Consider the following 20,826-nt stretch of genomic DNA (forward strand, 5'->3'; position numbering starts at 1 on the left):
AGCAGGATGTCCGGCGGGTTCGAGGCCAGCCGCTGCCGTTCCTCGTCGTTTTCTTGGCCCGTGTAGCGTCCAAAAGTCACGGGGGAGTGGCCACCATAGTCGGCCAGGAACTTGCCGAGCTCTTCCAGTTGGCTGTTGGCAAGCGCGTTCATCGGATAGATGATGATGGCGCGCGTGCGCGGCGCGCTTTCCGACGCCTTCGCTTTCAGGATGCCATCGACAATTGGAATGAAGTAGGCAAGTGACTTGCCCGACCCCGTGCCGGTTGTCAGAACGTAGCTTTTGCCACTCTGGGCGAAGCCAATGGCTTCCTCCTGATGCTTGAATAGGGTCAGCGAGACGCCCGGACTCGAGGCCGATTTGCCGGCGCGGAAAATGCGCGCGCACTCGGCATGAAGCCCCCCCGCCTTTACCAGCGTTTCGACGGTGTGCCCGGTCTTGAAGTTCGGGTTGACCTGGACGAGCGGTGCGGGCCAGTAACGCCCGGATTCGTAGGCTTCGTCAACAAACGCCTGGATGTCAGAGGCGCGGATGCGGGTAAAGCTGCGCGTGAAGCTTGCGTAGTCGGAAACGAGTTTTTGGCGGAACTCGAAGACGTCCATATGAGGCCTTTCCCCAATGCGGTGGGCCGAGCCTCAGCGGCATCGCGCTCTGGGAAAGGCCTAGCACCAGTTTATTTCATTCTATTTTGCGGATTCTACCGACAAAACCAGTATGCGAGGTGCAGGAAAGCGCTCGGAACGAGCATGCGTGACAACCGACATGACCCCGTACGCACCACTGCTGCATGGTGGCGATGCACTTCGCCGAGCAGCTATTCAAGGGACAGAATGCGCATGTGAACAATATCGGATAACGCCACCCCGCCGACAGCCGATGAGCCTTTTCATGTAGGCTCAAACTCCATGTCACCGATGTGACAAAGATAATTTGGCCGTGTAAAACGCGTTTTTCCGATTCACACGGCCAACCTTTTGGAATCAACGAGATACGTGCGGGCCGAATACGCATGATGCGTCGCGCGGGCAAACCGGCGGGCGCGCCCATCCTCGCGCTCTTCATCGCCTTCGATACATTCTGACGAAGGGTGTCCCGGTCGAAATTTGCCGGTGCAGATGACCTTACGCTCGGCCACCCGGTAGGCTCGCTGGCGAGCCGGGATAATTGGCGTGCCCCGATTCAACTGTTCAGCGCGGCAAGCAGTGCGGAGTCCCGTTCCTGCACGCGTGTTGTCAGCAGCGACCGGCCAGCCGAGGTCTGTCCCGATTTCTGGGGCTTCCGTGAGACGGTCGCCGCAGGACGCGGTAAGACGGTGCGGATGGCGGCCTCTGCCGGCTGTGTTGTGGCCGCTGGCGCATTCTGTTCGGCTACATCCGTTCTAGCGCACGGAATCCCGAGCGCCTGGTGCAGCCAGCCGTAGAACACGTCCGGGTGCCAGTACGCCCGGCGGCCGAGGTGGACCGGTGCAGGCATGCGGCCATCCTGCACGTAGTGGTCAACGGTGCGCACGGAAACAGACAGGATGTGGGCAGCGTTTTCCTTCGTGATGGGGGTGAACGGAGTCGTCGACATGGTGGCTCGTGAGAGAAACGTAATCCACCGTGTTGCGACCGGTTTTATCCTGACGACGTGACCGGCGAACCGAGCCGATTGCCCGAGTCACACAGCTGTTGTCGCCCTTTTTCGTCGACACCTGCTTCGTCCCGAACGCGCCGATTTCTGCGCCATTTCTGCGCCACTCCGGGCCCGGTTGAAGTTGCGCGCAGTTGCGCGCAGTTGCGCGAATCAAGGCATAACTCATTGATTAAAAAGGAACCATGCGATAGGCTGTTCCGACCACGTGACCCCGTGGACGGCGTTCGGGACGTAGAGGCCGGAGGTTCGAATCCTCTCACCCCGACCAGAATTACTGAAAAACCGCGCACCGTTGCGCGGTTTTTTTTCGCGCGCGATTTCCGGATAGCACAACAGTCTGGCCATCCGGCCAGGCTGGAAGCGTCATCCCCCTCTGATATAGTTTTCCCATCCCTATTTCCTCTTCCCTCTCGACGCGTGGAACAACTCCCCTTATGGGCGCAGATAGGCGCGGTTTTCCTGCTGCTCATCTGCTCCAGCTTCTTCTCCATCTCCGAGACGGCGATGATGGCCATCAACCGTCATCGCCTCAAACATCTGGCAAGCCGGGGCGTCCTCGGTGCAAAGGTCACGCAAGGGCTGCTCGCCCGTACTGACCTGCTGCTCTCGGTCATCCTGATCGGCAACAATCTGTTCAACACCATCATTCCGGTGCTCACCACGTCGATCGCGCTGCATACGTTCGGCCATGACAACGTGGTGCTCTCCATCGCGACCGGCATCGTCGCGTTCCTCATCATCGTGTTTGCCGAAATCACGCCGAAAATTGTCGGCGCCACCTATCCCGAGAAGATCGCGTTGCCGGCAAGTCTGCTCATCGCCCCGTTGATGCGGATCACAAAACCGGTGGTCTGGCTCGTGAACCTCTTCGCCAACAGCCTGCTCAGGCTGCTGCACATCAACACCAAAGGCGCGCGCGAGCAGCGCCTGTCCACCGAAGAGCTGCGCACCATCGTGCTCGAATCCGGCAGCTTCATGCCTACCAAGCACCGCAGCATCCTGCTGAACCTCTTCGATCTGGAAAACATCACTGTCGACGATGTCATGATCCCGCGCCGCCGGATGGAGGCGCTCGATTTCGAAGCACCGCTCGAGGACATCCTTCACCAGCTCGAAACCTGCTACCACAACAAGCTGGTCGTCTACCAGGGCGACATCGACCGTGTATTGGGCATTCTTCACGTGCGCAAAACGCTGGCGGCGCTGCACAACCAGGAACTGGAGCGCGAAACGCTGCGTGAACTGCTCGCGGAGCCCTATTTCGTACCGACCGGCACGCCCGTGTTCCAGCAGCTCCAGTACTTCCAGGAATCGCGGCAGCGCACGGCGCTCGTCGTCAACGAGTACGGCGAACTTCAGGGGCTCGTCACGCCGGAAGACATCATCGAGGAACTGATCGGCGAGTTCACCACGTCCATGCCCCGCAGCGGCGCAGCGCGCGGCGGATGGAACGAGGAAGGCGAATGCATTGTGTCGGGCGCCATGCCGCTGCGCGAGCTGAATCGCTGGTTGCAGATTTCGTTGCCAACCGACGGACCCAAGACGCTCAACGGTCTGATCCTCGAAATTCTCGAGGAAATTCCGGACGGAGACGTCTGCGTGCAGATCGGCGACGTGAAGCTGGAGGTGATGCGAAGCGACGATCAGGCTATCCGCACCGTGAAGCTGTTCAGGCCCGGCGCAAAAGGCCGCATGAAAGGCGGCACGAAAGGCAGCAAGACCATGCAGGCATCGCAGCGTTAGCCATCCGGACGAATGCCGGTCGAACCGTCCGTGACCGATGATGAACCATCATCTTTCGCAGGCGGCACAGCGCCGGTTTTCGATGTCTCCTTCGACGTCCCCTTTTACCTCGCAAACGCAGCACGCCCAATCGGAGCGTTCGCGGCCATACGGGCCGACCTCGCCGCAGGAAGGCCATTTGGTCCCGGCTCCCCTTCCTGGCAGTGTGACCGGCGGCACCGCGAGCGCTCGAACCGCAGCCGGCGCCATCCCAGCAAGCTCGCCAACTCGGGCTCGCCCTGCCGATACGCCGCCCGCGCTCCGCGACACGGACAACACGCCCGCCGTCCGGCTGCTCGCCGATACGCTCGAACAAGCTGCGCAACGCAACGCGTCCGACGTGCACATCGAGCCCTTCGAACACGGCTGGCGTTTGAGGCTGCGCGTCGACGGCGTGCTTCACGAACTCGCGCGACCGCCTGCCCATTTGCGCGATGCGTTCGTTACGCGGGTGAAAGTGCTCGCACGAATGGATATCGCCGAACGGCGCGTGCCGCAGGACGGGCGGCTGCGTCTTGCGCTCACAGGTGAGCGCAACGAAGACTATCGCGTCAACTCGTTGCCCACGCTGTTTGGCGAAAAGCTTGTGCTGCGACGCCTCGATGCGCTTCCTGCCGATCTCTCGCTCGCGGCACTCGGACTCGGTCAGGCACAGCAGCATACCGTGGAAACCGCGATCCGCGCCCCGCACGGCCTTGTGCTCGTGACCGGTCCGACTGGCAGCGGCAAGACGCTCTCCCTGTACTGCTTCCTGCAGATGCTCAACACGGAATCGCGCAACGTGTGCTCGGTGGAAGACCCCGCCGAAATTCAGCTTGCCGGCATCAACCAGGTTAGCGTTCGGGAGAAGGCGGGGCTCACGTTCGCGGTCGCCCTGCGCGCATTTCTGCGCCAGGATCCCGACGTCATCATGGTCGGCGAAATCCGCGACGAGGAAACAGCCGACGTCGCGGTGAAGGCTGCCCAGACAGGCCATCTCGTCCTCTCGACGCTGCATACGAACGACGCACCAGCCGCCATCGCCCGCATGATCGACATCGGCGTGGCGCCCTATAACCTTGCGGCGGCGTTGCGCATGGTGACTGCGCAGCGGCTCGTGCGGCGGCTGTGTGCTGGGTGTCGTATGCCGGCAAAAGATTTGGGGGCGTGGCGAGCGGTGGCCGGTGACCGTGCCGACGACTGCTTGCCCTACTCGCCCTGCGGGTGCGCCGACTGCCACGGCATCGGCTATCGCGGGCGAATCGGCGTGCACGAGGTGATGCCGGTCTCAGACGTCACGCGCGAACTCATCGTTCAACGCGCGGGGAGCCACGAAATCGCGAGGCAGGCTCGCGCCGAACACGTGGCAAGCCTGCGCGAAGCCGCGCTCGCGCGAGTCTGCGACGGCACCACGAGTCTCGACGAAGCGCTCTCCGCCACGGAGGTGGCATGAGCGCCGAACGAGCCGAGGCGAACGCTGTCGTCCGCGAACTGCGCTTTGCGTGGCGTGGCATAGACGCCTCCGGGGCACCGCGGCGCGGCTCGCTTGTCGCGCCAAATGCCGCTCAGGCGCGCGAAGTGCTCAAACGAGACAACGTATTCGCACTCGAACTTGTGATGCGCGGCACCGCGCCGAGACCCAAAGCGGCCCACTCCGACGTTTCGTTGTTCACGCGTCAACTCGCCAGCCTCTTGCGCGCCGGGCTGCCGCTCGCGCCCGCGCTGAATCTGCTCGCGCAGGCGGAAGGTCCGCGCGGCATGCCGCGCATCGCGGCGGCACTTTCACGCGACATTGCCGCGGGCATCGGCTTTTCTGCGGCGCTCGGCCGGCATCCGGCGCAGTTCGGTCCGCTCTACTGCCAACTGGTCGCAGTCGGAGAAGCCTCCGGCGCGTTGCCGGCCGTGCTCGCACGAATCGCAGACGACCGCGAGCGCGCCGCCGCGCAACGCGCCAAGGTGCGCTCTGCGCTGACTTATCCCGTTGCCGTCCTGCTGTTCGCCGTGGCGATCACGGCGGCACTGCTCATATGGGTGGTCCCCACTTTCAAACAGATCTTCGATGGCTTTGGCGCCGCCTTGCCTGCTCCGACCCGAACGGTACTCGCGCTCTCGAACGCCGCAGCGCGCTGGAGCGGTCCGTTGGCGGCGCTCGTTGTCGGCTGCTCCTTCACACTGCGCTGGCTCTTGAGGCGTTCCGACACGGCACGCGTGCGGTTCGGGCGATTCGTGCTCGGCATCCCGATTGCCGGCCCGCTTCTGAAAACCCTCTGCGCCGCTCGCTGGAGCCGCGCGCTCGGAACGCTTCTCGCGGCCGGCACACCGCTTGCCGACGCCTTCGCCTCGCTCTCGCGCGCAAGCGGGAATGCGTTCTTCGACCAGGCAAGCGCCGGCATCGCGAGCCGCCTGGCTCGTGGCGAACGGCTCGCGGCCGCCATGCGTGCGGCGCAGTGCTTCCCTTCCGACGTAGTGCAGCCCGTTGCGGTTGCGGAGGAATCGGGGGCGCTGGATGCCATGCTGCTCGATGTCGCCGCACTCGCCGATCGTCAGGTCGACGAAAAGATCGCCACACTATCGAGCCTCTGCGAGCCGCTCGTTATCGTCGTGCTTGGGGCGCTCGTAGGTGGGCTCGTGATCGCCATGTATCTTCCCATCATTCAACTCGGCAACGTGGTGTAGCATCGCTGCCAGATTCCGTCATCCGTCCATGTCTGCTTTCTTTCCGTTCCTGTCCGATACCGCGCGAAGCGGCTTGACCGGTGTCGCGGGGCATCCGCCCAGCGCACTTGCGCTCGCTTTCGGCGCATTGCCGCAGAGCGTGCAGTTCGGCTTCGCGATCGTCATCGGGCTCGTGATCGGCAGCTTTCTCAACGTCGTCGTGCATCGTCTGCCCATCATGCTGGACCGGGCGTGGCGTGCCGAAGTAACCGATGCAACCGGTCAGCTCTTTCCTGAAGATGGCCTGCCGCCGCGCTACAACCTGTGGCTGCCGCGCAGCGCGTGCCCGCACTGCGGCCACGTGCTGCACGCATGGGAAAACATCCCGGTACTCAGCTGGCTACTGCTGCGTGGACGCTGTTCGAACTGCAAGACACGTGTGAGCGTGCGCTACCCGCTCATCGAACTCGCGAGTGCGCTGTGCGCAGTGGCCGCCCTCGCCGCATTTGGTCCTACCGGCAAGGCGCTGGTCGCCTTCGGCCTGTGCGCTACGCTGCTAGCGGTCAGCGCCATCGACCTCGACCACCAGTTGTTGCCCGACTCGATGACGTTGCCGCTGCTGTGGGCCGGCCTCATCGTCAACCTGAGCAGTACGTTCGTGAGCCTGCACGACGCCGTGATCGGTGCCATTGCGGGCTATCTCGCACTCTGGTGCGTCTACTGGCTGTTCCGGCTGGTGCGTGGCGTGGAGGGAATGGGCTATGGCGACTTCAAGCTGCTGTCGGCGCTCGGCGCGTGGCTCGGGTGGACCGCGTTGCCGCAGATCGTCGTGATTGCCGCTGTTGCGGGCGCAGTGGTCGGACTCATCGCAACGTGGACAGGCCGTATGCGTTTCGAAGAGCCGCTGCCGTTCGGTCCTTTTCTCGCAGCCGGAGGGCTCGCTACCCTGTTTCTCGGCACACCGTTTTATTTCACGCCGTTTTAACTTCGCGTTCTAACTTCGTATTTGGGAGCGTGTTTCATGTTCTCCGTTGGGCTCACCGGAGGGATCGGAAGCGGCAAGTCAACCGTTGCGGATCTGTTCGCGGCACGCGGCGTTCCTGTGGTCGATACAGACTTCATCGCCCATCGCATCACAGCGCCAGGTGGTCTCGCCATGCCACCTATCGTCGCGGAGTTTGGCCCCTCCTTCGCGGCGGCGGATGGGTCGCTGGACCGGGCACGCATGCGTTCGCTCGTCTTCTCGGACGACTCCGCGCGCAAGCGGCTCGAAGCCATCACGCATCCTCTCATTCGCGCCGAGGCGGATCGCGAACGACGCGAAGCGCACGGACCGTACGTAATCGTCGTCGTTCCTTTGCTCGTGGAGTCGGGAGACTGGAAAACACGGGTGGATCGCGTTCTCGTCGTCGACTGCGCCGTCGAAACGCAGATCGAACGGGTCATGAAGCGAAACGGATTCACGCGGGAACAGGTGCTTGCAATCATCGCCCGTCAGGCTTCCCGCGAAGCCCGACTCACTGCCGCGGACGACGTCGTCGTGAACGATGGCTCGTCGATCGATGCCCTGACTGCTCAGGTCGAGACGCTCCATCGCCGGTATCTTGCCCTCGCGAGCGAGCAAGTGCGCAAACCACACCAGCCGTAGAAGCGTGCGGGCGAAGCCAAGTTGGGCGCGTGCAGGAAAGACGCAGTCCATGACAATACGGTGAACGAAGGGCCAGCCCCCACGCAGCGCGATCAACGCATCCTTTCCGGGGCGCGTCACGGCGCCGCGGCAGGTGCCTCGCCATGAAAGTGCGCGATTGCGACGGTAGTCTCACGGCATTAGAATGTCCTGCAATCCTGTCACCGACCACGCCGAGGCGAGCGCGCTTGATTCTTTACGAGTATCCCTTCAACGAGCGAATCCGCACGCTGTTGCGCCTCGAGGATCTGTTCGAGCGCTTCACGTTCTTCCTCACTCAGGAAGATGCACGGGAGCATCACGTTGCGCTCACGACGCTGTTCGAGATATCGGAAGTTGCGGGCCGCGCCGATCTGAAGTCGGATCTGATGAAGGAACTCGAGCGTCAGCGCCAGACGCTGGCACCATTCCGCGGCAACCCCGGCATCGAACAGAACGCGCTTGAGGCTGTGCTCGGCGAGATCGAACAAACGCTCGCAGGACTCGGCCAGATGCAAGGCAAAACTGGCCAGCATCTTGCAGACAACGAGTGGCTCGCAAGCATCCGCAGCCGCACCATCATTCCTGGCGGCACCTGCAAATTCGATCTTCCGTCGTACTACGCCTGGCAGCAGTCGCACCCGGATCAGCGGCGTCAGGACATCGCAAAGTGGGTCACGCCGCTGTTGCCGCTGCGCGATGCGGCCGCCATCGTGCTACGGCTCGCACGCGAGTCGGGCCAAGCGTCGAAGGTAATGGCAATGCAGGGAAGCTACCAGCAAATGCTGTCGGGCCGCTCGTATCAGTTGATGCAAGTGCGCGTGGCACCGGAATTGCGCGTCATTCCGGAAGCAAGCGCGAACAAGTACATGCTGTGGGTGCGCTTCATGGTGCAGGACGGCGACTTGCGTCCACGCGCCGTCGATGTCGACGTGCCGTTTCAGCTGACGTTGTGTAGCCTCTAAGCTACCCGGTGGCCTCACCCACCGGATGAACGGAACGCTGCGATCAGGAAGATGCCCGACGCGCATCGTGTACAGCCCCTCAGCACAATCGAACGTCTAGCCGAATGACTGCCACTGTCGTCAAATGCCCGACTTGCGGAAAGGAAGTCCGCTGGGTACCTGAAAACCGTTACCGCCCGTTTTGCTCGGAGCGCTGCAAGCAGATCGATCTGGGGGCGTGGGCAGCGGAAAAGTACCGGATCGGCGGCAACGAAGAAGAGACGCCGCCGGACGACGCGCCACCCATCGATACACGGCCGCAGTAAGCGCGTGTGGCAGGCGTCCGCCAGAAGCCGGAAGCGCGTGCAGCCACCCACCACGCACTGACTGAATCACCTCACTCCGCCGCAAGCCACTCCAGCACGGGAATCGTCGCCGGCAAGAGCGGCGACACGTCCGCCGGCAGTGTCTGCCAGACGAACGCCTGGCCTTCACGCCCGTGGGGCTCGCCTTCCCATTCAGTGACCTTGCAGAAGTACAGCCGCACGTAAGCATGCGGATAGTCGTGTTCGAGCGTGTGCCACAGGTGAGAGGCCGTCACCTCGATGCCGAGTTCTTCGTGAAGCTCTCTCGCGAGCGCGGCCTCCACCGATTCACCGGCTTCCAGCTTGCCGCCCGGAAATTCCCAGTAGCCCTCGTACGGCTTGCCCGCCGGCCGCTGCGCCAGCAGGTACCGTCCGTCCGGCTTCACGAGCACACCGACCGCGACTTCGGTCACAGGCCGTTGCGCGCCGGCGCCCGCCGCTGCTGCCCCACTCGCCGCGCCCGTCATACCGACGCCTTCCTGCCGGACCAGTCGCGGGCGAACTGCCACGCCACCCGACCCGAGCGCGAACCACGTTCAAGCGCCCAGACGAGCGCGTCGCCGCGCGCCGCCTCGATTTCGGCGTCGTCGCAGCCGAAATGCCGCAGCCAGTGCCCGACGATGGCGAGGTAGTCGTCCTGCTTGAACGGATAGAAGCTGACCCAGAGTCCGAAGCGCTCCGACAGCGAAATCTTTTCCTCGACCACTTCGCCCGGATGGATCTCGCCGTCCGGCATATGCCGGTACGTCTCGTTGTCGCTCATGTACTCAGGCAGCAGATGGCGCCGGTTCGACGTCGCATAGATCAGCACGTTGTCCGATTGCGCGGCAACCGACCCATCCAGCGCGACCTTGAGCGCCTTGTAGCCCGACTCGCCTTCCTCGAACGAGAGGTCGTCGCAGAACACGATGAAGCGCTCGGGCCGCTGCGAAATCAGATCGACGATATCGCCCAGATCATGCAGGTCGTCCTTGTCGACCTCGATCAGGCGCAGGCCGTCCTTCGCATGTGCGTTCAGGCAGGCCTTGATCAGCGACGACTTGCCGGTGCCGCGCGCGCCCGTCAGCAGCACATTGTTGGCGGGCCGCCTGTGGACGAACTGGCGCGTGTTCTGCTCGATCAGTTCCTTCTGGCGGTCGATGTTCTGAAGATCGTCGAGCGCGATGGTGGAAATGGCCGTGACGGGCTGCAGGACGCCGCGCCCCTGGCGTTTGCGCCAACGGAACGCCACTGCGGCGTTCCAGTCCACTTCCGGTGCGAGCGGCGGCAGCACCGCCTCCAGGCGGCCGAGCAGAGCCTCGGCGCGGGTCAGAAACTGTTCGAGCTTGTCCATGGCAAATGTGCGGGATCAGGAACGATAGTCGGCGTTGATGCTGACGTAGTCGTGCGACAGGTCGCAGGTCCAGATGGTGGCCTGCGCGTCGCCGCGGCCTAGCCGCACGCGCACCGCGATCTCGCTCTTCTTCATGACGCGCTGGCCGTCTTCTTCGCGGTAGTCGGGATTGCGGCCGCCAGCGCACGCAACGAGCACGTCGTCCAGATAGACCTCGACCTTTCCGACGTCGAGATCCGCGATGCCGGCATAACCGATGGCGGCAAGAATGCGGCCGAGGTTCGGGTCCGACGCATAGAACGCCGTTTTCACGAGCGGCGAATGGCCGATCGCATAGGCGACCTGGCGGCACTCGCCCACGTTCGCGCCCTCTTCCACCTGGACCGTGATGAACTTCGTCGCGCCTTCGCCGTCGCGCACGATCAGCTGCGCCAGCGCCTGCGCCATTTCCGTCACGGCGTCGCGCAGTGCTACGTACGCGGGCGATTCGGTCGACGTGATCGCAGGCAGGCTCGACTTGCCGGTCGCGATCAGAATGAACGAATCGTTGGTGGAAGTATCGCCGTCGATCGTGATGCAGTTGAACGAGCGGTCCGCCGCGTGCTTCACGAGTGCGTCGAGCACCGGCTGCGCCACGGCGGCGTCGAAGGCGAGGAAGCCCAGCATGGTCGCCATGTTCGGCTTGATCATGCCGGCGCCCTTGCTGATGCCAGAAAGCGTCACGGTATGGCCGTCGATGGTGACCTGGCGCGAGGCCGCCTTCGGCAGCGTGTCCGTGGTCATGATGGCCTGCGCCGCGTCGTACCAGTGCGCCGGACCGCGGTTGGCGAGCGCCTGCGGCAGGCCGGCCTTCAGGCGGTCGATGGGCAGCGGCTCCAGAATCACGCCCGTCGAGAACGGCAGCACCTGCTCCGGCGCAATGCCCGCGAGACGCGCGAGTTCGGCGCAGGTTTCGCGTGCGACCGCGAGGCCAGGCTCTCCGGTCCCTGCATTGGCGTTGCCCGTGTTCACCACGAGCGCGCGAATGCCGCTGCCGCCCTCTCGCACACGTGCGAGATGTTCCCGGCACACCGTCACGGGTGCGGCGCAAAAGCGGTTCGACGTAAACACGCCCGCAACCGTGGCACCTTCTTCGACGGAAATCACCAGCACATCCTTGCGGTTCGGTTTGCGGATGTTGGCCTCAGCCCAGCCGAGCGTCACGCCGGAGACAGGATGAAGTTGTGCGGGATCGATCGAGGGGAAATTGACAGCCATGGTGGCGACCTGTCGGAGAGGCAATGCCGGCGGCAAAGCGTGGCGGGTGAGCCGGCATCGTAGGGTCAAAAAAGGCCCGGACAAAGTCCAGGCCGCCGGAGTCTCAACGGCGCAGCGCGGCATGAGACGAAACGGCGCGCCATGAAGGACGCGCCGCGTTCGCCATCAGCCGATCTTGCCGTGGCACTGCTTGTACTTCTTGCCGCTGCCGCACGGGCAGGGATCGTTGCGGCCCACCTTGGCGACAGCGGGCGCAGCCTTCGGCACGGGGTTGTCCTGCGCGGAGCCGTACTGCATGGCGTGATCGACCATCGACGCAGCGGCGTCCGCTGCAGCCGGCGCCGCAGAAGCCGCGACAGCGGCCGCTTCGGCGAATTCGGCATGACGGAACTCGGCGTTTTCCAGGTGGCTGCTGCCTTCCTCTTCGTACTGCTCCGCCGCCTGTTCGAGCTGCTCCGGCGTCTGGATCTGGACGTTCATCACGATCCGCGTCACTTCATGCTTGACCGCGTCGAGCATGGCCGCGAAGAGTTCGAACGCCTCGCGCTTGTATTCCTGCTTCGGATTCTTCTGCGCATAGCCGCGCAGGTGGATGCCCTGGCGCAGGTGGTCGAGCGCGGCGAGGTGCTCGCGCCAGTGGCGGTCGAGCGTCTGCAGCATGATCGAACGCTCGAAGGCGCTAAACGATTCGCGGCCCACGAGCGCCACCTTGTGCTCGTAAGTTTCGTCCGCGGCGGCGAGTACGGCCTCGAGAATCTCGTCCGCATCGATCGACTGCGACTCGTTGATCATCTCCTGAATCGCGAGGTCGAGCTGCCAGTCGTTACGCAGCGCTTCTTCGAGTTCGGGCACGTCCCATTGCTCTTCGATGCTGCCTTGCGGAACGAACTGCCGGACGAGATCCGTGACCACGCCGTGGCGCATCGCACCGATGGTTTCGGTGATGTCCTGCGCCTCGAGCAGCTCGTTGCGCTGCTGGTAGATCACCTTGCGCTGGTCGTTGGAAACGTCGTCGTATTCGAGCAGCTGTTTGCGGATATCGAAGTTGCGCGCCTCGACCTTGCGCTGCGCCGACTCGATGGAACGCGTGACGATGCCCGCCTCGATCGCCTCGCCTTCCGGCATCTTGAGGCGGTCCATGATGGCGCGCACGCGGTCGCCCGCGAAGATGCGCAAGAGCGGATCGTCGAGCGACAGATAGAAGCGCGACGAGCCCGGATCACCCTGACGGCCGGCACGACCGCGCAGCTGGTTGTCGATACGGCGCGACTCGTGACGCTCGGTGCCGATGATGTGCAGACCGCCCGCCGCCTTCACCTGGTCGTGCAGGGCCTGCCATTCGTCGTGCAGTTGCTGGATGCGGCGCGCCTTTTCGTCGGCCGGAATCGATTCGTCCGCTTCGAGGAACGCCGCCTGCTTTTCGGCGTTGCCGCCCAGCACGATGTCGGTACCGCGACCGGCCATGTTGGTGGCGATCGTGATGCGCTTTGGACGCCCGGCTTCGGCGACGATCGCTGCTTCGCGCGCGTGCTGCTTCGCGTTCAGCACTTCGTGCGGCAGGCCCGCCTTCTGGAGAAGGTTCGACAGCAGCTCCGAATTCTCGATCGACGTCGTGCCGACCAGCACCGGCTGGCCACGCTCATGACAATCGCGGATGTCGCGAATCACCGCGTCGTACCGCTCTTTCGCGGTCTTGTAGATCTGATCCTGCAGGTCGATCCGCTTCGGCGGCCGGTTGGTCGGGATCACGACGGTTTCAAGGCCGTAGATCTCGTTGAACTCGTACGCTTCCGTATCCGCGGTACCGGTCATGCCCGACAGCTTCGCGTACATGCGGAAGTAATTCTGGAACGTGATCGAGGCGAGCGTCTGGTTCTCGCTCTGGATCTTGACGTGCTCCTTGGCCTCCACGGCCTGGTGCAGGCCATCTGACCAGCGGCGGCCCTGCATCAGGCGGCCCGTGAATTCGTCGACGATGATCACTTCGCCGTTCTGCACGACGTAGTGCTGGTCCCGATAGAACAGCGTATGTGCACGCAGTGCCGCGTACACGTGGTGCATCAACGTGATGTTCTGCGGCGCGTAAAGGCTCTCGCCCTCGCCGATGAGGCCCCACTCGGCGAGCAGGCGTTCCGCCTTCTCGTGGCCAGACTCGGTGAGGAACACCTGGCGCGCCTTCTCGTCGAGCGTGTAGTCGCCCGGCTTTTCGACGCCCGTGCCGTCCGCGCGCTCTTCGCCGATCTGCCGTTCAAGCAGCGGCGGCAGCGCGTTCATGCGCACGTAGAGGTCGGTGTGGTCTTCGGCCTGGCCCGAGATGATGAGCGGCGTGCGGGCTTCGTCGATCAGGATGGAGTCCACCTCGTCGACGACCGCGAAATTGAGCGGCCGCTGCACCCGCGCCTCGGTCTCGTAGACCATGTTGTCGCGCAGGTAGTCGAAACCGAATTCGTTGTTGGTGCCGTAGGTGATGTCCGCCGCGTAGGCTTCCTGCTTGAGCGCGTGATCCATCTGCGACAGGTTCACGCCCACGGAGAGCCCGAGGAAGTTGTAGAGCCGGCCCATCCACTCGGCGTCGCGCTGAGCGAGGTAGTCGTTCACCGTGACTACGTGCACGCCGCGCCCGGACAGCGCGTTCAGGTAAGCGGCCAGCGTGGCGACGAGCGTCTTGCCCTCGCCCGTGCGCATTTCAGCGATCTTGCCGTAATGCAGCACCATGCCGCCGATCAGCTGCACGTCGAAGTGGCGCATCTTGAGCACGCGGCGGCTCGCCTCGCGGCACACCGCGAAGGCTTCGGGCAGCAGTTGATCGAGCGACTCGCCATTCGCAACGCGCTGACGGAACTCGTCCGTCTTCGCGCGCAACTGCTCATCGGTCAATTGCTCGATCTTCGGTTCGAGCGCATTGACGGCCGCGACGGTCTTTTGATATTGCTTGATCAGACGCTGGTTGCGGCTGCCAAAAATCTTCTGTAGGAAACCGTTGATCATCGGATCGGTTCTGCGTCGCGGCTTTCGGCCGGGCATGCTTGCCAAATGCACCCGGAGCGGAAGGACCTCGGCGGCTTAAGTCCAGTAGTGAATTCGAATCGGGCATTTTAGCACGCGCCCCTGTCTGCGCCTGTGTCAGGTCTGGGTCGCGGGGCCGGGCCTATTGGCACCGTTCGGCACCGTTCGGGCCGCCGCAAAGGCTTGCCGGACAGCGCCTGCAAGGCCGGTGCCGCGCTACAATCGGGCCACCCGAAAGCTCGACGCTTCAACGCACGCCGCACCGTTCCCGTGCCTCGCTGTGCTGCCGTTCACGTTGCCCACCCAGACAAGGACATGAGCCGATTTTCGCCGTTTTCAAGGCCATCCGCCCCCCGCCTGCCGCAGCCCGTCGCCGAGGTGTTGAGCCGCACGGACGCGTTCGCACCGCTGCGCGCCGGCGTCGAGCAGATTGCGGCAATGGAGCGGGATCTGTCCCGGCTACTGCCGGAGTACCTCGCGGCGAGCGTCGAACCCGGATTCATCAAGGAAGGCGTACTGGTGCTGTTCGCGGCACACAACGCGCTCGCGGCGCGGCTGCGGCACCTGGAGCCACGGCTTCTTTCCGACCTTCAGCAACGGGGATGGGCGGTGGAATCGCTGCGCATCCGCGTGCGGCCGCAGGCCATGAAGGCGCCGCCGCCCGTCAAAGAGGCACGCATGACGCCTGCGGGCGCAACGGCGCTGCACGAGTTGAGCCAGGCGCTGAGCCCGTCGCCGCTGCAGGCCGCGCTGGCCAGAATGGCCGCGCGGCATTTGAAGAAATAGGGAATGGGTTCGCCCGGAGAATGGGCCACATGGCCACACGGGCGGCCACACGGGCGAAGCGAGCGGAAAGAAGCCGGGACGCCTCGGGCAAACGCCCGAAGCGGCGTCCGTCAAGCGAATGCCGTCTGGGCGTCGTAGCCGAAACCGCGCGGTGCCTTCTGCGTATCTTCGAACGTGACGATTTCGTAGGCGTCTTCGTGCGCGAGCAGCTCGCGCAGCAACGCGTTGTTCAGGCCATGCCCAGACTTGTACGCGGTGTACGAAGCCAGCAACGGATGACCGACCACATACAGGTCGCCGATCGCGTCGAGCATCTTGTGTTTGACGAACTCGTCGTCGTAACGCAGCCCGTCGTTGTTCAGGATGCGGTACTCGTCGAGCACGATGGCGTTGTCCATGCTGCCGCCGCGCGCGAGGCCCAGTTCGCGCATCATTTCCACTTCGTGAGCGAAACCGAACGTGCGGGCACGCGCGATTTCGCGGACATACGAGGTGGTCGCGAAATCGACTTCGAGCGCCTGGCCGGTCTTGTCCACGGCCGGATGGCGAAAGTCGATGGTGAACTTGAGCTTGAAGCCGAAATACGGATCGAGCCGCGCGAATTTGTCGCCCTCGCGAATCTCAACCGGCTTCGTGACCTTGATGAACTTTTTCAGCGCAGGCTGTTCCTCGATGCCCGCCGACTGGATCAGGAACACGAACGACGCCGCGCTGCCATCCATGATCGGGATTTCTTCGGCGGTGACATCGACGTACAGGTTGTCGATGCCCAGACCCGCGCACGCCGACATCAAGTGCTCCACCGTGGAGACGCGCGCGCCATCCTTTTGCAGGACCGAGGCCAGCCGGGTATCGCCGATCGCCATCGCGGAGGCGGGGATATCCACCGGCGTGGGCAGATCCACGCGCGAAAAGACGATGCCCGTGTCCGGCGCCGCGGGACGGAGCGTCAGGTCGACCTTGCGGCCCGAGTGCAAGCCGATGCCGACGGTCTTGACGATCGATTTGATGGTGCGCTGCTTCAACATGGTGTCTTATTTTCGATTGAAAATCCCAATCGCGGATTTTAACTCATAGCGTCGATTATACTCCAAACCGTCTGACCCGTCGTTTCACAGGCCGTGACAATCTGTTTCCCGCTATTACGTCCAGCCAAGCGTGACGGGCCGACGACCGGAACGGAGGCGTTTCCGGCCATCGGCCCGCGTTACAGCCCGTCACATCCGCACACGGCACAAGCGTTGGCGGCGCACAACGGCGACCACCACGCGCCTTTGCCGGACGCGGCTGCGGCTAGCTCAACGTGGCGAGAATGCTCGCGGCGTCGCTGACTTCGAACTTGCCGGGTGCTTCGACATGGAGCGTCTTGACCACGCCGTCGTCGACCACCATCGCATAGCGCTGGGAACGAATTCCCATGCCCCGTGCCGACAAATCCTGATCCAGACCGAGCGCTCGGGTGAAAACGGCGCTGCCGTCCGCGATCATGCGCACCTTGCCCGCGGTGTGCTGATCGCGTCCCCACGCGCCCATCACGAACGCATCGTTGACCGACACGCACCAGATTTCGTCGATACCTGCCGCACGCAGCGCGTCGGCCTTCTCGACGTAACCCGGCACGTGCTTCGCCGAGCAGGTCGGCGTGAACGCGCCTGGCAATCCGAAGATCACCACGCGCTTCGCACGCGTTGCTTCCTGCACGTCGAAACTGTTCGGCCCGATCGTGCAGCCCTCGCGCGCATCTTCGACAAACTCGAAGAGCGTCGCATCAGGCAGCCTTTCACCCACTTTGATCATCGCTCGTCCTTCACATCGATGCGCTGCATTCCGTCACGCACACAGCACGCTGTCATCGGCACGGCGGTTCACCTCACGAATGTCGCGCGAACGTCACCGTTTCACGCAGTCGCGTCTGCCTTCGTCCCTCGCAAAAGCGCAGGAGACGGCAACGCGCCGCGCGTCCGGACGGAACGCGGCCTTCGTTTAGCGTTTCGCCGCCACGCCGGCGTGCCGTCAGCAATCACGGCGCGATACTACCGCGCCGCGGCTGAACGTGCTCGCGGGCGTGTCAGTCCGCCTGCTTGCGCAGGAACGCCGGGATGTCGTACGTGTCGACGCCCTTCTCCTGCAGCGCCTGCACGTGCGAAGCCGCGGTGTCCCGCGACGTACGCCAGACCGCCGGCGTGTCGAGCGCGCCGTAGTCCGCCATGTTGCCTTGCTGCGGCGCGTACGAGTGCTGCACGGCCGCGACCGGCTGGTTGTCCGTGCCGGTGCGCAGCAGCGTCATCGGTGCGGATTGCTGCTTCTTGCTCGCGCGGCCAAGGCCCGTGGCCACCACCGTGACGCGCAGCGCGTCGCCCATTGCGTCGTCGTAGACGGCACCGAAGATCACCGTGGCGTCGTCCGCCGCGTAGCTCTTGATGGTGTTCATCACTTCGCGCGTTTCGGACAGACGCAGCGAACGGCTCGACGTGATGTTGACCAGCACGCCGCGCGCGCCCGACAGATCCACGCCTTCCAGCAGCGGGCTCGCCACGGCCTGTTCGGCCGCAAGGCGCGCGCGATCGACGCCGGCCACCGTGGCCGTGCCCATCATCGCCTTGCCCTGCTCGCCCATCACCGTCTTCACGTCTTCGAAGTCGACGTTCACGAGACCATCGACGTTGATGATTTCGGCAATGCCGGCCACCGCGTTGTTCAGAACGTCGTCCGCGCACTGGAAGCACTTGTCCATCTCGGCGTCATCGCCCATCACCTCGAACAGCTTGTCGTTCAGAACGACGATCAGCGAGTCGACGTGATCCTCCAGTTGCTGCGAACCTGCTTCTGCCACGCGCATGCGCTTGCCGCCTTCGAATTCGAACGGCTTGCTCACCACGCCCACGGTCAGAATGCCCATCTCTTTCGCGATCTGGGCGACCACGGGTGCCGCGCCCGTGCCGGTGCCACCGCCCATACCGGCCGTGATGAACACCATGTGCGCGCCGCGCAGCGCGTCGGCAATCCGCTCGCGAGCTTCTTCGGCTGCCGCGCGGCCCATCTCCGGCTTCGCGCCGGCGCCAAGACCGGTCATGCCAAGCTGGATCACGGACGGTGCACGCGAGCGCGACAGCGCCTGGGCGTCCGTGTTCATCACGATGAAGTCGACGCCTTGCACGCCGCGGTTGATCATGTGCTGCACGGCGTTGCCGCCAGCGCCACCAACACCCACCACCTTGATGATGGTGCCGTTGGTTTCCGTTTCCAGCATCTGGAATTCCATGTTGCCTCCGTCAAGAAAAAAATGCTGCCACTCGGCCGTTATCCGGCAGGAGATCGGGCAACCTCCTGTCGCGCGCCGGCCGCCGGCACCAGCGCGTATTTCTGAAACCTTTGCCTCGCCCCTTCGCTTCAGAAGTTGCCGAGGAACCAATCCTTCATGCGCGTGAACACCTGGCTCATCGAGCCCGATTGCACCGCCACCTTGCGCCCGCGCATACGCTGCGCGCGCCCTTCCACGAGCAGGCCCATCGCCGTCGAGTAACGCGGATTGCGCACCACGTCCGCCAGGCCGCCCGCGTATTCCGGCACGCCGATGCGCACGGGCTTGAGGAAGATGTCCTCGCCCAGCTCGACCATGCCCGGCATCATCGCGGCGCCGCCCGTCAGCACGACGCCCGAGCTCAGCAGTTCTTCGTAGCCCGACTCGCGCACCACCTGCTGCACGAGCGAAAAGAGTTCTTCGACGCGCGGCTCGATCACCGCCGCCAGCGCCTGGCGCGACAGCGTGCGCGGACCGCGCTCGCCGAGCCCCGGCACTTCGATCATTTCGTCGGGATCGGCCAGCGCCTGCTTCGCGATCCCGTAGCTCACCTTGATGTCCTCGGCGTCGGGCGTCGGCGTTCTCAACGCCATCGCGATATCGCTCGTCACCTGGTCGCCCGCAATCGGAATCACCGCGGTGTGGCGGATCGCGCCTTCGCTGAAAATCGCGATGTCCGTCGTGCCGCCGCCCACATCCACGAGCACCACGCCCAGTTCCTTCTCGTCTTCCGTCAGCACTGCGAGCGACGACGCAAGCGGCTGCAGGATCAGATCGTTCACTTCGAGCCCGCAGCGGCGCACGCACTTCACGATGTTCTGCGCCGCGCTCACCGCGCCCGTCACGATGTGCACCTTCACCTCGAGGCGAATGCCGCTCATGCCGATCGGCTCGCGCACATCCTCCTGACCGTCGATGATGAATTCCTGCGTGAGGATGTGCAGCACCTGCTGATCGGTCGGAATGTTGATCGCCTTCGCGGTTTCGATCACGCGCGCCACGTCGGCCTGCGTGACCTCCTTCTCCTTGATCGCCACCATGCCGCTGGAGTTGAAGCTGCGGATGTGGCTGCCCGCAATACCGGTGAAGACGTTCGTGATCTTGCAGTCGGCCATCAGCTCCGCTTCTTCGAGCGCTCGCTGGATAGACTGCACAGTGGCCTCGATGTTCACCACGACGCCCTTTTTGAGCCCCTTCGATTCGCTCTGTCCAAGGCCGATCACCTCGTAGTGGCCCTCGCCCTTCAGTTCGGCGACGACGGCCACCACCTTCGACGTCCCGATGTCGAGGGCGACCAGCAGATCCTTGTAGTCTTTACTCATAGCGTGCTCGTTGCGTGTGATGTCCTGTTACTTCTTGCCCTTGACGGGTTCGCTGATGAAACGCATGCCCGCTGCACGAATCGCGAAACCGTTCGGATAGCGCAAGTCCGCATACTCGATATCCTTCCCCCAGCGTTGCGTCACCGCCTGCCATGCGGCCGTGAGGCGCCGCGTGCGATCTGCGAGCGTGTCGCTGTTGCGCTCGCGGCCCAGCTCCACCTGCATGCCGTTCGACAACTTCACTGTCCACGCGTAGCGCGGCGAGAGTGTCACGTCTTCCGGCGTCGCGCCGATGGGCGCAAACCACTTCTGGAAATCGTGATAGCGCGCGACGACTTCCTGCGCGGTGCCGTCCGGTCCGTCGAAGGACGGCAGGTCCTGATCCAGCTCGCCCTGGTTCGCGGTGAAGAGCTCGCCGTCCACACTCACGAGCTGATCGCTGCCCCACGTTCCCAACGGTTTGTACGCTTCCAGCGTGACAGCCAGCGCATTCGGCCAGACGCGACGCACGCTCGCGTGACGCACCCACGGCATCTGCTCGAACGCCTGGCGTGCCGCGTCCAGGTCCACGGTGAAGAAATTGCCTTTCAGCTTGCCGATCACGCTCGCCCGCACAGTGGGCGCGTTGATGTGCTCGGTGTCGCCGTCGATCCGGATTTCGCGCAACGTGAAGCTCGGGCGCTGCACCAGCCACAGCGCCCCCGCCAGGACGAGCGCCACCACGAACAGCAGGTGCAGCGCGCTGGTGGCGAGGTTGAGCTGGCGAACGTTGTTCCACATGTGCGATGTTGCTTT

At 64.0% G+C, this 20,826-nt stretch carries 19 protein-coding genes; 8 read left to right on the forward strand and 11 right to left on the reverse strand.

The window, feature by feature from the left end; all coding sequences use genetic code 11:
* Positions 1 to 602: DEAD/DEAH box helicase (locus PXJ20_RS00005; RefSeq protein ID WP_421057402.1), on the reverse strand; the 602-nt coding region annotated here is incomplete at its 3' end.
* A 577-nt stretch (positions 603 to 1,179) separates the two neighbouring features.
* Complete coding sequence (locus tag PXJ20_RS00010) at positions 1,180 to 1,572, reverse strand: helix-turn-helix transcriptional regulator (RefSeq protein WP_421029888.1); 393 nt, start codon at positions 1,570 to 1,572, stop codon at positions 1,180 to 1,182.
* 480 nt (positions 1,573 to 2,052) lie between these two features.
* On the opposite strand from PXJ20_RS00010, the gene PXJ20_RS00015 reads away from it, so the two are divergent.
* From PXJ20_RS00015 to yacG, 7 genes are all read left to right on the forward strand, one after another.
* On the forward strand, positions 2,053 to 3,378 hold the full coding sequence (locus PXJ20_RS00015; protein WP_421030949.1) for an HlyC/CorC family transporter: 1,326 nt from the start codon (positions 2,053 to 2,055) through the stop codon (positions 3,376 to 3,378).
* 247 nt (positions 3,379 to 3,625) lie between these two features.
* A complete protein-coding gene (locus tag PXJ20_RS00020) occupies positions 3,626 to 4,849 on the forward strand; it encodes a GspE/PulE family protein (protein ID WP_421030950.1) in 1,224 nt (407 codons plus the stop codon).
* The gene (locus PXJ20_RS00025) at positions 4,846 to 6,072 is read left to right on the forward strand and encodes a type II secretion system F family protein (protein ID WP_421029889.1); all 1,227 of its coding nucleotides are present in this window, start codon (positions 4,846 to 4,848) and stop codon (positions 6,070 to 6,072) included. Before PXJ20_RS00020 ends, PXJ20_RS00025 begins: the two co-directional genes overlap by 4 nt.
* Before the next feature lie 28 nt (positions 6,073 to 6,100).
* A complete protein-coding gene (locus tag PXJ20_RS00030; protein ID WP_421029890.1) occupies positions 6,101 to 7,036 on the forward strand; it encodes a prepilin peptidase in 936 nt (311 codons plus the stop codon).
* Between the two features lie 36 nt (positions 7,037 to 7,072).
* Complete coding sequence (gene coaE / locus PXJ20_RS00035) at positions 7,073 to 7,699, forward strand: dephospho-CoA kinase (RefSeq protein ID WP_421029891.1); 627 nt, start codon at positions 7,073 to 7,075, stop codon at positions 7,697 to 7,699.
* Positions 7,700 to 7,926: 227 nt separating this feature from the next.
* Entirely contained in the window at positions 7,927 to 8,682 is a 756-nt protein-coding gene (gene zapD, locus PXJ20_RS00040) for a cell division protein ZapD (RefSeq protein ID WP_017777111.1), read from the forward strand.
* A 104-nt stretch (positions 8,683 to 8,786) separates the two neighbouring features.
* On the forward strand, positions 8,787 to 8,987 hold the full coding sequence (gene yacG / locus PXJ20_RS00045; RefSeq protein WP_199543786.1) for a DNA gyrase inhibitor YacG: 201 nt from the start codon (positions 8,787 to 8,789) through the stop codon (positions 8,985 to 8,987).
* Positions 8,988 to 9,058: 71 nt separating this feature from the next.
* Here yacG and PXJ20_RS00050 read toward each other — a convergent pair whose 3' ends face one another.
* From PXJ20_RS00050 to secA, 4 genes are all read right to left on the reverse strand, one after another.
* Positions 9,059 to 9,493, reverse strand: coding sequence for an NUDIX domain-containing protein (locus tag PXJ20_RS00050; RefSeq protein WP_017777112.1), 435 nt, complete (start codon positions 9,491 to 9,493; stop codon positions 9,059 to 9,061).
* Positions 9,490 to 10,359, reverse strand: a complete 870-nt coding sequence (locus PXJ20_RS00055) for an ATP-binding protein (RefSeq protein WP_199543782.1) — start codon at positions 10,357 to 10,359, stop codon at positions 9,490 to 9,492. Before PXJ20_RS00055 ends, PXJ20_RS00050 begins: the two co-directional genes overlap by 4 nt.
* 15 nt (positions 10,360 to 10,374) lie before the next feature.
* On the reverse strand, positions 10,375 to 11,616 hold the full coding sequence (gene argJ / locus PXJ20_RS00060) for a bifunctional glutamate N-acetyltransferase/amino-acid acetyltransferase ArgJ (protein ID WP_421029892.1): 1,242 nt from the start codon (positions 11,614 to 11,616) through the stop codon (positions 10,375 to 10,377).
* Positions 11,617 to 11,781: 165 nt separating this feature from the next.
* Positions 11,782 to 14,604 carry a preprotein translocase subunit SecA gene (secA, locus tag PXJ20_RS00065; RefSeq protein WP_421029893.1) on the reverse strand — a complete coding sequence of 941 codons (2,823 nt, stop codon included), beginning with the start codon at positions 14,602 to 14,604 and terminating at the stop codon, positions 11,782 to 11,784.
* Positions 14,605 to 14,937: 333 nt separating this feature from the next.
* Between secA and PXJ20_RS00070 the strand changes: the two genes are divergently transcribed.
* Positions 14,938 to 15,408: a DciA family protein gene (locus PXJ20_RS00070; RefSeq protein ID WP_421029894.1), complete on the forward strand. Its 471-nt coding sequence runs from the start codon at positions 14,938 to 14,940 to the stop codon at positions 15,406 to 15,408.
* A gap of 110 nt (positions 15,409 to 15,518) precedes the next feature.
* Here the strand turns inward: PXJ20_RS00070 and lpxC are convergent, their stop codons facing one another.
* From lpxC to PXJ20_RS00095, 5 genes are all read right to left on the reverse strand, one after another.
* Positions 15,519 to 16,436, reverse strand: a complete 918-nt coding sequence (lpxC, locus tag PXJ20_RS00075; RefSeq protein WP_017777117.1) for a UDP-3-O-acyl-N-acetylglucosamine deacetylase — start codon at positions 16,434 to 16,436, stop codon at positions 15,519 to 15,521.
* Positions 16,437 to 16,701: 265 nt separating this feature from the next.
* Positions 16,702 to 17,205, reverse strand: a complete 504-nt coding sequence (locus PXJ20_RS00080; protein WP_017777118.1) for a peroxiredoxin — start codon at positions 17,203 to 17,205, stop codon at positions 16,702 to 16,704.
* 271 nt (positions 17,206 to 17,476) lie between these two features.
* The gene (gene ftsZ, locus PXJ20_RS00085; RefSeq protein WP_017777119.1) at positions 17,477 to 18,670 is read right to left on the reverse strand and encodes a cell division protein FtsZ; all 1,194 of its coding nucleotides are present in this window, start codon (positions 18,668 to 18,670) and stop codon (positions 17,477 to 17,479) included.
* Positions 18,671 to 18,798: 128 nt separating this feature from the next.
* Entirely contained in the window at positions 18,799 to 20,031 is a 1,233-nt protein-coding gene (ftsA, locus tag PXJ20_RS00090) for a cell division protein FtsA (protein WP_017777120.1), read from the reverse strand.
* A gap of 27 nt (positions 20,032 to 20,058) precedes the next feature.
* Positions 20,059 to 20,811: a cell division protein FtsQ/DivIB gene (locus PXJ20_RS00095; protein ID WP_421029895.1), complete on the reverse strand. Its 753-nt coding sequence runs from the start codon at positions 20,809 to 20,811 to the stop codon at positions 20,059 to 20,061.
* Positions 20,812 to 20,826 lie beyond the last annotated feature (15 nt).

The organism is Paraburkholderia sp. A1RI_3L, assembly GCF_048957895.1.
In the GTDB taxonomy this organism is placed as follows: Bacteria; Pseudomonadota; Gammaproteobacteria; order Burkholderiales; family Burkholderiaceae; genus Paraburkholderia; species Paraburkholderia kururiensis.

Coding starts and splice junctions, on each gene's coding strand:
- PXJ20_RS00010 (WP_421029888.1), bottom strand. CDS start 1,572: ATGTCGACGACTCCGTTCACCCCCATCACGAAGGAAAACGCTGCCCAC.
- PXJ20_RS00025 (WP_421029889.1), top strand. CDS start 4,846: ATGAGCGCCGAACGAGCCGAGGCGAACGCTGTCGTCCGCGAACTGCGC.
- PXJ20_RS00030 (WP_421029890.1), top strand. CDS start 6,101: ATGTCTGCTTTCTTTCCGTTCCTGTCCGATACCGCGCGAAGCGGCTTG.
- coaE (WP_421029891.1), top strand. CDS start 7,073: ATGTTCTCCGTTGGGCTCACCGGAGGGATCGGAAGCGGCAAGTCAACC.
- yacG (WP_199543786.1), top strand. CDS start 8,787: ATGACTGCCACTGTCGTCAAATGCCCGACTTGCGGAAAGGAAGTCCGC.
- PXJ20_RS00050 (WP_017777112.1), bottom strand. CDS start 9,493: ATGACGGGCGCGGCGAGTGGGGCAGCAGCGGCGGGCGCCGGCGCGCAA.
- PXJ20_RS00055 (WP_199543782.1), bottom strand. CDS start 10,359: ATGGACAAGCTCGAACAGTTTCTGACCCGCGCCGAGGCTCTGCTCGGC.
- argJ (WP_421029892.1), bottom strand. CDS start 11,616: ATGGCTGTCAATTTCCCCTCGATCGATCCCGCACAACTTCATCCTGTC.
- secA (WP_421029893.1), bottom strand. CDS start 14,604: ATGATCAACGGTTTCCTACAGAAGATTTTTGGCAGCCGCAACCAGCGT.
- PXJ20_RS00070 (WP_421029894.1), top strand. CDS start 14,938: ATGAGCCGATTTTCGCCGTTTTCAAGGCCATCCGCCCCCCGCCTGCCG.
- lpxC (WP_017777117.1), bottom strand. CDS start 16,436: ATGTTGAAGCAGCGCACCATCAAATCGATCGTCAAGACCGTCGGCATC.
- PXJ20_RS00080 (WP_017777118.1), bottom strand. CDS start 17,205: ATGATCAAAGTGGGTGAAAGGCTGCCTGATGCGACGCTCTTCGAGTTT.
- ftsZ (WP_017777119.1), bottom strand. CDS start 18,670: ATGGAATTCCAGATGCTGGAAACGGAAACCAACGGCACCATCATCAAG.
- ftsA (WP_017777120.1), bottom strand. CDS start 20,031: ATGAGTAAAGACTACAAGGATCTGCTGGTCGCCCTCGACATCGGGACG.
- PXJ20_RS00095 (WP_421029895.1), bottom strand. CDS start 20,811: ATGTGGAACAACGTTCGCCAGCTCAACCTCGCCACCAGCGCGCTGCAC.